The 14,989-nt window shown below is 41.0% G+C and carries 5 protein-coding genes; all 5 read left to right on the forward strand.

What is annotated here, in order from left to right; genetic code table 11:
* The gene (locus tag F777_RS15820; RefSeq protein ID WP_051408449.1) at positions 1 to 3,039 is read left to right on the forward strand and encodes a WD40/YVTN/BNR-like repeat-containing protein; all 3,039 of its coding nucleotides are present in this window, start codon (positions 1 to 3) and stop codon (positions 3,037 to 3,039) included.
* Between the two features lie 350 nt (positions 3,040 to 3,389).
* Positions 3,390 to 6,449: a SusC/RagA family TonB-linked outer membrane protein gene (locus F777_RS0105330; RefSeq protein ID WP_026751134.1), complete on the forward strand. Its 3,060-nt coding sequence runs from the start codon at positions 3,390 to 3,392 to the stop codon at positions 6,447 to 6,449.
* A 114-nt stretch (positions 6,450 to 6,563) separates the two neighbouring features.
* Positions 6,564 to 8,069 (forward strand): RagB/SusD family nutrient uptake outer membrane protein, encoded by a 1,506-nt coding sequence (locus tag F777_RS0105335; RefSeq protein ID WP_201767573.1) that lies wholly within the window; start codon positions 6,564 to 6,566, stop codon positions 8,067 to 8,069.
* Positions 8,070 to 8,174: 105 nt separating this feature from the next.
* Positions 8,175 to 11,594 carry a VCBS repeat-containing protein gene (locus F777_RS0105340; protein ID WP_026751136.1) on the forward strand — a complete coding sequence of 1,140 codons (3,420 nt, stop codon included), beginning with the start codon at positions 8,175 to 8,177 and terminating at the stop codon, positions 11,592 to 11,594.
* A 3-nt stretch (positions 11,595 to 11,597) separates the two neighbouring features.
* On the forward strand, positions 11,598 to 14,978 hold the full coding sequence (locus F777_RS0105345; protein WP_051408450.1) for a VCBS repeat-containing protein: 3,381 nt from the start codon (positions 11,598 to 11,600) through the stop codon (positions 14,976 to 14,978).
* Positions 14,979 to 14,989 lie beyond the last annotated feature (11 nt).

Genomic DNA, 14,989 nt, shown 5'->3' on the forward strand with positions numbered 1-14,989 from the left:
ATGCGCAAACTTTTTTTGTTCCTGTTAACAGGAACCGCATCTTTATTGCATGCACAGAACATCCCATCCTTTAATACTGCACAGTTTCAGGTACTGGGAGCAAGGTCTTTGGGGCCATCAACCATGAGCGGACGTATCACTGCTATTGAGGGAGGTTATGCGGATGGACAGCTCAATTTATATGTGGGTACAGCTGGTGGCGGAATCTGGAAATCACAGAACGGAGGTCAGTCTTTTAGTCCCATTTTTGATAAATACTCGCAATCGATAGGAGCGCTTGCCATTGAACCTGGCAACACGCGTGTTGTGTATGCAGGAACAGGAGAAAGTAATATGCGTAATTCAGTTTCATTCGGAACTGGTTTGTATAAAACAACGGACGGAGGAAATAACTGGCAAAAAATGGGTTTGGATAGCACAGAACATATTGCCAAAATTCAAATTGATCCGACCGATAAGAAAGTGTTGTATGTAGCAGCTCCGGGTCCGCTGTTTAAGCCTTCTGCGCACAGAGGTTTGTACAAGTCATCCGACGGAGGAAAAACCTGGAATAAGATTTTGTACATAGATGAAAATACAGGTTGTGCAGATATTGCCATCAACCCCCAAAATCCCAATATTATTTTTGCATCCACCTGGGAATTTCGAAGAAAACCATTCTCATTTGTATCGGGTGGAGCAGGATCTGGATTTTACAAATCCACCGATGGGGGAAAAACATGGAAGAAGCTGTCGAAAGGATTGCCTGAAGGCAATCTGGGAAGAATTGTTATTGCCGCTAATCCATCTAAACCTTCTCATTTGCTGGCGTTGGTAGAAGCCAAACAATCCGGCTTGTATCAATCGGCAGATGATGGTGAATCATGGACCCTGTTAACCACTGCAACCGGATTAATGGCACGTCCTTTCTATTTCAGCACATTGGTGATAGATCCAAAAGATCCGAAACGTGTTTACAGACCTGCTTATGAATTTGCTTATTCAAATGATGGAGGTACCACTTTCAGTAATACTGTTATTGGAGGTGTAACACCACATGCAGATCATCATGCTTTGTGGATTAATCCTTCCAATACCGATATGTTGTTTTTAGGAACGGATGGTGGTGTATATCTCAGTTATAATAAAGGCGTAACCTGGCAATTCCTGAATAATTTACCGGTACCTCAGTTTTATCATGTAAGTGTAGACAACCAGACACCTTACAATGTATATGGGGGATTACAAGACAACAACAATTGGATGGCCCCTAATACTGCACCGGGCGGCGTTGCTGCAACAGACTGGAAAGCTTTGGGTGGTGGAGATGGCTTCTGGGTTCAGCCTGATGTTGTAGACGAAAAGATTGTTTATGCGGAATCACAGGGCGGAGAAATGTATCGGATTAATCTGAGAACCGGATTATCCAGCACAATGAAACCTAAAAAACAATCCGGGGAAGAAGATCACCGATGGAATTGGAATACGCCAATCGTAACGGGTAAATCAAGTTTGAAAAATGCAGCCGGAAAACCACTGAGTAATTTGTATGTAGGTGCTCAATATCTTTTTAGATCAAGAGATAATGGAGTTAATTGGGAAAGAATTTCTCCGGATTTAACCACCAATAATAAAGCCATTCACAACAAGTCAGAAAACAGTGAAAGCATTACCGGTGATAATACCAGTGCAGAAAATCATGGCACCATTTTTACCATTGTGCAACATACTTCCAATGAAAATAATATCTGGGTAGGAACCGATGATGGCAATTTGATGGTGACCTATAATGGTGGTAAAACCTGGGAGAATAAAAATGCAGGAATCGCAAAAGCAGGTGTGCCCGCTCAGGCATGGATCAGTAGTATTGAATTGTCAGTGCATAATCCAAAAAGAATTTTTGTAACCCTTGATCATCATATGTATGGAGACAACAACACTTATGTAGTTGTTAGCAATGATGGAGGCAATACTTTCAGCAAATTTGAATCGGAAGAATTCAGTGGTTATGCGCATATCATCAGAGAAGATTTCAAAACACCGGATTTACTTTTCTTAGGCACTGAATCCGGATTTTTTATTTCTCTGAATGCAGGCAAAACATGGATGCGAAGTAAATACCAGAATTTGCCCTGGTACAGTCCGGTGAGAGATATTAAAATTCATCCGGCCACCAGTGATTTGATAATTGCAACCCATGGAAGAGGCGTTTATATTGTTGACAATATTCAGCCGTTAAGAGAAATGGTAAAATCCGATTTGAGTAAGTCGTTTTTATTTTATCCGATTCAACCTTTCAAATATGAATATGGTGCTCAGTATCCGCAGGCCGCTTCCAATTTAACAGGATATACAGGTGCGGCTAAATCGTTGGCACCAACATTCTATTATTATTTGAAAGAGAGAAGTAATGATGTTGTGAAGATTGAGATATATAATAGCGACAACAAAAAAATCAAAGATATCAATGGTACAGGTGTTAAGGGTTTAAACAAAGTAATGTGGACTTTAACATCCAACCCGCCTAAAGTAGCCAAGGGCGGATTTGTTGCGCAATCTTCTGTGCAATATGCGGGTGTATTTGGTCCGAAAGTACCTGCAGGAAATTACAGAGTAAAAGTGAGAGCAGGTAAAGACAGCATTGAGCAGGTATTGCAGGTATTGCCCAATCCTTCAGCAGGGTTAAGTGCAGCTGCCCTGCAGAAATTATATCAGCAAAATATGCGGATGTTTACTTTGATTGAGCAACTGGCCGACATGGTTAACAACATTGACTCCAGTTTAAACAGGTACGCAAAAGATACTACCAGCACTGAAGCAGGTGTTTCACAGAATGCAAAGGCCAAAGTGGCAGCTTTAGATTCCTTCAAAAAAGAATTGCTCGAGTTGAACCGCAAGTCTATATTCTTTGATGAAGTAAAATTCAGAAGAAAACTCACGGATTTTTACCTGAATCTGGTTACGGCACTTGAGCCTTTATCCCCCAATCAGGAAAAAGGAATCGATTTGCTCGAGACCGAGTTTAAACAATACCAGCAGCGACTGAAATCAATATTTTAACATTTGACCCTCAAAAACCGCAAGAAATATCCATTTTTTGCGGTTTTTTTATTTTAAATATGCGACATTCTGCGTCTTTCGAGGAAATGCAACATTTTATTCTTTTTTAATGCGATTAATAGTACTAATTTCTCCATATTCACGTTAATAATCACCACTTTTCCCATTAAAAAGTTTGTTTATTCATGCAACTTTTTAAAACGCTGAGTGGTCATAAAATAGGTACAATTCATTCATATATAGGTGATAAATAAATTTTTCTAATTTTTCTTGTAAGAATTAACAAAAATTTTGTTTAAACCAAAAAATGTGTATTTTGTACACGCTTAATAACCAGTAAACTGCCATTTATGAATCTAAGACTGCTTGCTAGGCCCATATTAATGGGAGCCCTCGCTTGTCTGTTTGCCATCTTCTCGTATGCGCAAACAAAAACAGTTACCGGTAAGGTAACTGACTCAAAGGACGGATCACCGCTCGCTGGTGCATCTGTAGTAGCTAAAGGAACTTCAACAGGTACCCAGTCGGGTGCAGACGGTTCCTTCAAGTTAACCGTTCCAGCTTCAACCAAAACTTTAGTGATTTCTTTCGCGGGTTATGGTAATGTTGAAGTGAACGTTGCTTCTTCTAACACAGCCAATGTAAAACTTACATCTACCGCTGATGCGTTAACAGATGTAGTTGTAATTGGTTATGGTAGCAGAAAATCTAAAGACGTAACAGGTTCTGTTGCGCGTGTTACAGAGAAGGACTTTAACAAAGGTCAAATTGCTTCTCCTGATCAGTTGTTACAAGGCCGTACTCCTGGTGTGTTGGTAACTCCATCCACTGGTGAGCCAGGTGCTGCAGCAACAATCAATATCAGAGGTACCGGATCTATCAGCGGTGCTCAGGAACCATTATATGTAATCGATGGAGTTCCATTGATTCAGGGTGGTACTTTGGGTTCTGCAAGTGGTGTTGAAGGAAGTACTACTCCTAAAAACCCATTGATCTTCTTAAACCCTAATGATATTGAAAGTATCACTGTATTAAAAGATGCATCTGCTGCTGCGATCTACGGATCCAGAGGTGCGAACGGTGTAATCTTAATTACTACCAAGCAAGGTAGAGGTGGTAAAGCTGGTGTTTTCAATTTTGGTGCAACTACCAGTTTGGCAAACACTGCTCGTCGCTACGATTTGATGAATGCACAGGACTTCTTGTTGGCTGCTAAGAAAGCAAACATTGATGGTGGTGCAGATCCTGTTGCTGCTGGTGAAGCGGTAAAAGGAATTGACAACGGTGCAAACACCGATTGGCAGGATCAGATTTTCCGTCAGGCAATTTCTCAGAACTATAACCTAAGCTGGGCTTATAGCAACAAGGGAACTACTGCCAGATTAAGTGCTTCTTACGATGACCAGCAAGGTATCGTTAGAAACAGCGGACTTAAGCGTATCACAACTCGTGCTAACCTTGGTCAGAAATTGTTCAACGACAAATTAAAATTAGAAGCGAACATCACTTATTCTAATACTAAGAACCAATATGCTCCATTGTCTAACAATGCGGGTTATCAGGGTTCTTTGTTAGGTGCTGCTTTACAGTTGAATCCAACCAACCCTGTTTATAACAAGGACGGTTCATTCTTCCAGCCTGGTGATCAGCGTAACCCGGTTCAAATGCTGGCTTACTTTGATGATCGTGACTTCGTAAACAGATTCTTAACTAACTTATCTGCTACTTATCAAATTACACCAAGCTTATCTTACCGTGCTGTATTAGGTTTGGATAATTCTAAGTCTGAGCGTACTGCATTTGCTGACCCTCGTTTGGGTTCTAACGCTTACGGTGGTACTATCAACGTATTTGGTAGAGATTATCAGAATGGTATTCAAGGTAATGGACGTGTAACCAGACAAAATCTAGAGACCAAGTCTACTTTGATTGAACACTATTTCACTTTTGATAAAACTTTCAATAGCGTTCACGCAATCAACGCTGTTGCAGGTTATTCTTATCAGAGCTTCCAGAACAGCTACACTGGTAGATTTGGCTGGGGCTTAAATACGCCTGTAGTTGCTCCTACTGATGTATTTGTAAAAGATTTCAACAAGTTCAAGAACTACGCAAACTTTGTTCCTGGTTTCGACAAGAACGAATTACAGTCTGTATTCGGTCGTGTTAACTACACATACAAAGACAAGTATTTCTTAACTGCAACTGTAAGGTCTGACGGATCTTCTAAGTTCGGTTCCAACAACCGTTACGGTACTTTCCCTGCGTTTGCATTCAAGTGGAGAGTATTGGAAGAAGGATGGGCTCAGAAGTCTTTGGGTAAATTATTCAGTGACTTCAACGTAAGAGCTAACTATGGTAAATTAGGTAGCCAGGATAACCTGGGTTCTTATGCAGCCTTAAACCTTCAGCAAACTTTTGATGTAGGTAGCGGTCCAACCACTCGTTTCATTCAGCAAGGTAACCCTAACCTGAAGTGGGAAGAAGTAGCAACTACTGGTGTAGGTGTAGACTTCACTACTAAGAATGGTCGTTTATCTGCAACTGTAGATTACTACAAGAACGAACGTACCAACATGTTGTTCTTTGCTCCAACTCCAGGTGGATTTGCTCCTACCAGCAGCTGGTGGATCAACTTACCAGGTAAGGTTAACAACGAAGGTTGGGAAATCAGTGTAAACTACAAGTTGGTTAAGGGTAACAAGTTCAACTGGGACGTAAGTGCCAACGTAACTACTGTTAAAAACAATATTACCGGTTTACCTACACCAATCAACACTGGTGCGGTTAGCGGACAAGGTTTAACAGGTGCATTCGCACAAACTTTAACCAATGGTTCTCCAATTTTCACATGGTCAATGCCTGTATTCCAGGGATTTGATGGTAACGGTAACGCACGTTATGCTGCAGGTGCTGCTAACCAATTGGTTGGTACTGCATTGCCTAAGTTGTTTGCTGGTTTAACCAATAACTTCTCTTATGGAAGATGGAACTTGAGTGTATTCTTAAATGCGGTTAGCGGTCACTACGTTTACAACAATACAGCCAATGCGTTGTTATTGAAAGGTAGCTTGCGTAACGCACGTAACGTAACTTACGCAGTAGGTAACGGTCCTGAGAATCCATTTAACCCAGGTTCTGTTTCTACAAGATTCCTTGAGAAGGGTGATTTCATCCGTTTGGCTAACATGAACCTAAGCTATGCGTTCGACATTAAGAGCGGAAAAGCAATTAAGACTTTAACTGCTTTTGCTTCTGGTCAGAACCTTGCATTGTTCACTAAGTACTCTGGTATTGATCCTGAAGTTAACGTAGACAAGAGCATCAACGGTATCCCTTCACGTGGTTTCGACTACACCCAGTATCCTAGACCAACTGTAATTACATTAGGTGTTAACGTAGGATTTTAATAAAGAACAACATAAACATTGATTATTATGAAAAATATATTTAAAAGCTACATTTTACCTGCTGCGGCTGTAAGTGTACTTGCGATCACGTCTTGTTCCAAGCTTGATCCCAAGTTGGAGGCGCCAAACTCCATAGCTCCGAATCAGGCTGGTGGTGCTCCTTCGGCACCATCTATTGCTGCGGTTTACGAGCAATTGAACCAATTAACCGGTGGCCAGGGTAACTGGTTTGGTATGCAAGAGCATTCCACCGACGAAATCATGGGACCAACACGTGGTACTGACTGGGATGACTTTGGTACATGGCGTCGTTTACACCTTCATACCTGGGGTCCTGACCATAACCAGATCAATGATACCTGGAATGGTTTGAACGGTGCACTATTCCAAACTACATTGGTTGCTGAAACCAAGACTGGTCTTGAAAAAGCCGAAGGTCAATTCTTACGCGCTTATTTCCGTTTCTTAACTTGTGACTTATATGGTCAGGTACAATCAAGACCTGCAACTGCAGCTGCAAATGCAATTCCTGATGTGTTAACCAGATCTCAGGCAATTGATGCTATTATCACTGAGTTAGAAGCTGCTGTTCCTAACTTACCTGCTTACAACGGTGCTAACCGTGGACAGGCTACTAAGGAAGCTGCATGGACTTTATTGGCAAAAGCATATTTAAACAAAGCAGTTTATAAGCAAGATCCAACCAAACCAGCTGGACCTTACACTTTTGCTGCTGCTGATATGAATAAGGTAATTGAGTACTGTAACTTAGTTGCTGCAAACACAAACCTTGCTATCGATTCTTACTACTGGGATAACTTCAAGTGGGATAACGGTACCGCTTCTTCTGAGAACATTTTTGTTCGTAAGGCAGGTGGTGACGCAAGAGCAGGTAACGGTGCAGGTTTAAGATGGCAGACTTCTCAAAGCTGGCACTACAACCAAACTCCATCTTCATGGAATGGTTTCGTAACACTTTCTCAGTTCTATGATAGCTTCGAAGGTAACGACGTCCGTAAGAGCGATACTTTGGCTGGATTCACTGATAGAGTAGGTGCAACTGCTGGTCTACTTGTTGGACAAGCTCGTGGTCCTAAGAATGGTGTAATTGGCGATCCAATCGTTGATTTGAAAGACCGTTCTGGTAACCCATTGATCTTTACCCGTACAGCTTCTATCTTCTTTAACGGTGAAGCAAGTGGTATTCGTTTAAATAAATTCCCTCTTGACCCATCAACAATTAACGATGGTGCTTGGGGAAGTGCTAACGAGTTTCCTTTCTTCCGTTTCTCTGATGTTCGCTTAATGAAAGCTGAAGCTTTATTAAGAGGCGGTACAACAGGTGCTAACGGTGAAACAGCTTTATCAATTGTTAACGACTTACGTTCTAAGCGTAGAGCTTCTGCTCTTGGCTCAATCAACCTAGCAAGTTTGTTAGCTGAAAGAGGTCGTGAACTTTACTTAGAAGGTCACAGAAGAACTGATATGATTCGTTTTGGCGTATTCAACGCTCCAGTTGAAGAAAGACCAAATGCATCTGATGCATACAAAGTGGTTTACCCAATCCCAACTATTTCATTGTCTTCTAACCCTAACCTGAAGCAAAACTTCGGATACTAATATCCAGGGTTAATTATAATCAATCCCTCCGCGATCATTTGATTTCGGAGGGATTTTTTTGTCCGAACGGTAACCTAACAAAGGGCACAATGCGTATTTTAGCATATGCGCAAGAATCAGATTTTATGGATTGGTTTAATAGTAGGGTTGTTTGTTTCCTGTAAATCAAAGCAATCAGAAACCCTTTTTGAAGAAGTAAAAACCAATATTCAATTTTCCAATACGCTAAAGGAATCCGACGAGTTCAACGTTTTCAAGTATCGCAATTTCTATAACGGAGGTGGCGTTGCTACCGGCGATTTAAACAACGATGGTTTGCCGGAAGTTTTTTTTACTGCCAATCAGAGCAGCAACAAACTCTATTTAAACAAAGGCAATTTTGAATTTGAAGACATTACCGAAAAAGCGGGTATTGTGTACAACGGTGAATGGAGTACCGGTGTGGTTTTTGTAGACATCAACGCTGATGGATGGCTGGATATTTATGTGTGCAATGCAGGCAATATGCTGCAGAAAGAAAAGAGAAAGAACAAACTATACATCAACAACCACAACAATACATTTACAGATAAAGCCGCTGAATTTGGTCTTGCTGATGATGGGTACTCTACACAAGCGAGTTTCTTTGATTATGATTTAGATGGTGACCTCGATTGTTTCTTAGTGAACAACAGCCCTATTCCGGTAAATACGTTGAACTATGCAAACATGCGCAATATACCGGAGGCCAAAGCGCCATTTGCAGAATTCCTGAAAGGAGGAGGCGATCATTTATTTAGAAACGATAATGGAATTTTCAAAGAAGTTACTTACGAAGCAGGTATCTATGGCAGCATCATCAGTTTTGGATTGGGCGTAACGGTCGGTGATATCAATCTGGATGGCTATCCGGATATCTATGTATCCAATGACTTTTTTGAAAAAGACTATTTATACATCAATCAGAAGAACGGAACCTTCAAAGATGAAATTGGAACCCGTACACAGCATATCAGTTTTTCCTCCATGGGTGCCGACTTGCAGGACATCAACAACGATGGCAAGCCTGATATTTTTACAACCGATATGCTTCCCGGAGACGATTATCGTTTAAAGACCAATACCTCATTTGAGAGCTATGATGTTTTCATGCTTAAGAAAAACCAGGATTTCTTCAATCAGTTTACGCAGAACTCACTCCAGGTAAACAACGGCGAAGGAAAGTTTCTGGAAACTGCTTTTTATAGTGGCGTTGCTGCCAGCGACTGGAGTTGGGGTGCACTCATGTTTGATGCCGATAACGATGGATGGTCCGATATCCTGGTTTGCAATGGTATCTACAGAGATGTAACCGATCAGGATTTCATTGACTTTTTTGCCAATGATGTTGTGAACCAAATGGTGTTGAATGGAAAGAAAGAACAGGTAAACAATGTGATTGATAAAATGCCTTCGGTGCCTATACCGAACAGCATGTTCAAAAACAAGGGCAACCTGAAATTCAGTGATGAGTCTGCCAATTGGGGATTGGACAAGCCGAGTTTTTCTAATGGCGCAGCCTATGCAGACCTGGATAATGACGGAGATCTGGATCTGGTCATCAATAATGTAAACCAGCCTGCAAGCGTTTATAAAAACAAGCGAATTGAACAATCGAAAAAAAGCGCAACCGACAACAAAAAATCAGATAAAAACAATATTCAGGAATCGGGTGACAATGAAGACTCAAAATGGATGGCAGTTCAGTTGCAGTTTCAAAAGCCCAATCTCTTTGCCATCGGAAGCACAGTAAAAATATTTAAAGGCGAAAAAATCATAACCCGTGAGTTAATTCCCAGCAAAGGATTTCAAAGTTCTGTAGAATACAAACTGACTATTGGGCTGGGAACAGGCAAAGTTGATTCCATGCAAATTATCTGGCCCAACAGAATGGTGACCACTATTCAAAAACCGGCAGCGAATCAACTTCACAAAATTTCCTATGATGCTGGTAAGGCGATTCCTTATTCAGCAGGGCAATCTGTAGCTGGTAAATTATTGGAAAACAATCTAAAATCAAATAATTCCACAGCTTTATTGAAGCAACAATCCATTGCCCTGGATAAACACACAGAAGACGATCAGGTAGATTTTTATGTAGAAAGAAATATTCCGTTCATGTTAAGTAAGCTGGGGCCTAAGGCTGCAGCTGCGGATTTGAATGGAGACGGAATCGAAGACCTTTTTGTTGGTGGTGCCAAAGGCCAAGCCAGTCAGTTATACCTGCAAACAAAGGCAGGTATGAAGAAACAGACGGTGAAAGATTTTGAACAGTATAAATTCAATGATGTAACTGCTGCATTTTTCTTTGATGCAGATCAGGATGGCGATATGGATTTATTTGTAGGAGGTGGCGGTAATGCAGCACCTGCCAGTTCAGATATGTATCAGAACCAACTGTATATTAACGATGGCAAAGGAAATCTATCATTAAAATCCGGTACGTTTTTAATTAGTCATACCAATTGCGGAGTGGCTATTCCGTTGGATTATGATAAGGATGGTCGCCAGGATATTTTTATTGGAAGCAGGAGTACCCCGCAGCAATATGGTGTGGCACCACAAAGTTCTCTTTACCACAACGAAGGCAATGGCGTGTTTAAAGAAGTGAGTGCCAGTGTTGCTCCCTTTCTGGCCAACCTTGGAATGATAACCGGTGCAGTATATGCCAATGTACTGGGGGATGATAAAAGCGAACTGGTGATTGTGGGAGAGTGGATGTATCCTCATGTATATCAGTTTAATGGCAAACAGTTTCAGGAACAGAAATCCGGGATGGAAGATCAGTATGGTTGGTGGCAAACCGTTGTGGCAGAAGACCTGGATAAAGATGGAGACCTTGATTTGGTGTTGGGAAATTTGGGAGAGAATTTTTATTTAAAGACTTCCAGAGAAGCACCGGTGAAACTATTTATCAAAGATTTTGATAAGAACGGAACATTGGATAAAATTTTCAGTCATACACTGAACGGAAAAGATATGCCTGTGTTTTTGAAAAAAGATATCACAGATCAGTTACCCTATTTAAAAAAGGAAAACCTGAAACACCAGGACTTTGCGCACAAAACCATACAGGAATTATTCCCGAATCAATTGAGAGATGCACAGGTATTACAGGTGAATAATGGGGCATCCATGATAGCCATTAATGAGCAGAAAAAATCGTTTACCCTGGTGTCTTTGCCCTATCAAATACAGCTCTCTAGTGTAAATGCAATTGCTGTTGATGATTTTAATGGAGATGGCATAAAAGATATTTTAGCTGCTGGTAATTTTATTGATCTGCTTCCACAGTTTTGCAGTATTGATGCTTCTTATGGCAATCTATTACTGGGTAAGGGTAATAATCAATTTGCTGTAAGTGCGCCACAGCAATCTGGTATAAGTATCAACGGACAAATCAGACAAATACTTCCGCTGAATATGCAGCAAAAACAAGGATACCTGTTTTTACAAAATAATCAGGTACCACTGTATTTTACCAAAACCCTTGCAGGCAAAAAATAGTCTATGAAAATGAAATGGAATATCAGGGGTTTGGTGGGATTGATTACGCTGGTTATGGCCAGCGGCTGCAAACAATCGAATACCCCTTCTTTATTTACACCTATTGATTCAAAGGAATCAGGGCTCAATTTTACCAACACGCTTACACCAACCACAGAATTCAATTTGTTTTCCTACATGTATTATTACAATGGTGCAGGAATAGGTGCAGGTGATTTTAATAAGGATGGAAAAATTGATTTGTTTTTTGCAGCCAATCAAACGGGTAACAGGCTGTATCTGAACAAAGGCGCCATGCAATTTGAAGATATTACCTCAACCGCGAAAATCCCGAATGATGGTGCATGGAGTACAGGGGTATCTGTTGTAGATATCAACAACGATGGATTGCTTGATATTTATGTGTGCAGGGTAGGTAATTACAAAGTGTTGAAAGGGAAGAATCAACTACTGGTATGTACGGGTATTAGCAAAGACGGTATTCCTCAATACCAGGATCAGGCAGCAGCCTATGGTCTTGACTTTTCCGGCTTTAGCACGCAGGCTGCCTTTTTAGACTATGACGGAGATGGCGACCTGGATGTATTCTTATTGAATCATTCAGTAAATCACGACGGAAATTATGCACCCAGAAAAAATTTTGAGAACACATTTGATGCGTTGGCGGGGCAAAAATTTTATCGCAATGATACTCAGAAAAACCAGGCAGGTGGCCTAATTGGTAAGTTTACAGATATCACTACCACTGTTGGCATCAATGGATCTAAAATTGGTTACGGATTAGGTGTAGCCGTATCTGATATCAATGTAGACGGGTGGCCCGATATTTATGTGGGTAATGATTTTCATGAAAACGATTATCTCTACATCAATAACCAGAAAGGAGGCTTTGAAGAAAAAGGCAGAGAATCCCTGATGCATACCAGTCAGTTTTCTATGGGGGTAGATGTAGCAGATGCCAACAACGATGGGCTTCCCGACATTGTTTCTATGGATATGCTTCCCTACGAGTCGTATATGCTCAGAAGGTCTTTATCAGAAGACGACTATAATATTTTTCAGAACAAACTGGCATTTGGATATACCTATCAATATGCCAGAAATAATTTGCAATACAATCGTGGAAATGGTCAGTTCAGCGAAGTAGGCCAGTATGCAGGTATCCATGCAACAGACTGGAGTTGGGCATCTTTGTGGATGGACTTTAACAATGATGGCAAGAAGGACTTATTTGTTTCGAACGGCATTCCTAAAAGGATGAACGATATCGATTATATCAATTTTGTATCCGGCGAAGCTTTGCAGGAAAAACTGAAAAGCAATAGTTTGGAAAGCAAGGATTTAACATTAATCAATCAATTCCCTGAAATCAAAATTCCCAATCAGTTCTTTCAAAACCAGGGCCAGTTCAGTTTCAATAATATCACAGAAGCGATTGATAAAAATCCGAACAGCTTTTCCAATGGAGCAGTTTATGCAGATCTGGATAACGACGGAGACCTGGATATTGTTGTGAACAATATCAATGATCCGGTATTGATTTATCAAAATAACACTAATACGCCTGAAAAAAATCAACATAATTACACATCATTGCGCTTAAAGGGAAGCTCGCAAAATACCATGGCGGTAGGAGCAAAGCTGCTGGTATACGCAAAGCAGCAGGTGCATACATACGAACAGTATCCGGTGCATGGCTTTTTATCGAGTATGCAGATTCCTTTGCTGATTGGCTTAGAGAATATACAACCCGACTCTGCAATCCTTATCTGGCCCGATCAAAGTTATCAGCTGGTTCAATTACAGCCTGGAAAAACAACCGAGCTCAGCTACCAGGCAGGTCTTCCCAAATTTGATTATCAGCAACATGCTGATTCAAACAAGCCTGTCTTTACTGATATTACAGAAGCAACACAACTGAACTATCAGCACAAAGAGAATCCATTCAATGAGTTCGACAGAGAGCCGTTGATACCACATATGAATTCTGCAGAAGGTCCTGCATTGGCCATTGCTGATATTAACGGGGATGGATTGGAAGACGTATTTATCGGGGCATCTAAATCTCAGCACAACGCAGTATTTGTACAACAGGCCAATGGAAAATTCAAACCATTGCCCCAGCCTGCGTTGCTGCAAGATTCCATTTGGGAAAATACGGATGCCGTATGGGCCGATGTAAATAAGGATGGGTTTAAAGATTTATTGATTGCGAGTGGAGGCAATGAATATTATGGAGAAGACCAGCATTTGCTGCCCTTGTTATACCTGAACGATGGAAAGGGCAAGTTGAGCAGAAAGGCAGATGCTTTTTCCGGAATCTATACTACGCAAAGCAGGATGCTTGCAGAAGATTTTAACGGAGATGGTGCTGTTGATTTATTGTTAACCGGAAGAGTAGAGCCCTGGAAATATGGAGTAGCGCCCAGAACCTATTTGCTGGAAAATGATGGCAAAGGAAATTTTAAAGATCAGACGACTCGATATTCCAAAGACTTACTGAATCCCGGAATGATTACCGATGCGCAGATAGCTGATATTGATCAGGATGGAAAGAAAGACATTGTGTTTGCCTCTTTATGGGGAACGGTTGATGCGTTCATTAGAAAGGGAAATCAATTTGTGAAGCAGACTTTGCTGAACCAAAAAGGCTGGTGGCAATCGATATCGTTGATAGACATTGATGGCGATGGAGACCAGGATATAGTAGCAGGGAATTTTGGATTGAACAGTCGCTTGAAAGCCAGCGCAAAAGAACCGGTTCGTATGTACTTGAACGACTATGATAATAATGGAAGAATGGAGCAGGTAATCACGTATTATTTACAGGGAAAGGAAATGCCTTTTGCCAGTAAAATACAATTGGAAAAATCATTGCCTGTTCTGAAAAAGCAGTTCCTGTATGCAGAAGATTTTGCCAAAGCATCTTTAGATGATTTATTTGGCAAAGAGAAGCTGACAGCAGCTACGAAACTTGAAGCAACACAAATGGCCAACATGCTATTGATAAATGAGGGAAAAGGAAAATACAATGCCATGCAATTACCCGTAGCAACACAGTTCAGTAATATTCGTGCTGTTGTGCCAATCATGGCTGATCAAAATGCGAGGGCTGCAAATCCTTTAATTACCGGGGCCCTGTTGCTTGGCAACTTTGGCTACAACAATATTGAAATAGGCAGACAGGATGCTAATTTTGGAACCCTGCTACAGACAACAAAAGCACAACCCAATAAAGGCTTGCAAATGGCAGCCTTTCAATTACCAGGCTTAGTTATAAAAGGCGAGGTAAGAAAGGCTTTGCCCATAGTTATCGGGAACGAAATATGTTATGTGCTTGCAAAGAATAACGGCAACTTACAAGTATTAAAAAAAGCCCGGTAATCGCCGGGCTT

Origin of the sequence: Sediminibacterium sp. C3, assembly GCF_000508085.1 — a bacterium.
Taxonomy (GTDB): domain Bacteria; phylum Bacteroidota; class Bacteroidia; order Chitinophagales; family Chitinophagaceae; genus Sediminibacterium.

Excerpts from the sequence above, each read along its gene's own strand:
- F777_RS15820 (WP_051408449.1), top strand. The coding sequence starts at position 1 with ATGCGCAAACTTTTTTTGTTCCTGTTAACAGGAACCGCATCTTTATTG.
- F777_RS0105330 (WP_026751134.1), top strand. The coding sequence starts at position 3,390 with ATGAATCTAAGACTGCTTGCTAGGCCCATATTAATGGGAGCCCTCGCT.
- F777_RS0105340 (WP_026751136.1), top strand. The coding sequence starts at position 8,175 with ATGCGCAAGAATCAGATTTTATGGATTGGTTTAATAGTAGGGTTGTTT.
- F777_RS0105345 (WP_051408450.1), top strand. The coding sequence starts at position 11,598 with ATGAAAATGAAATGGAATATCAGGGGTTTGGTGGGATTGATTACGCTG.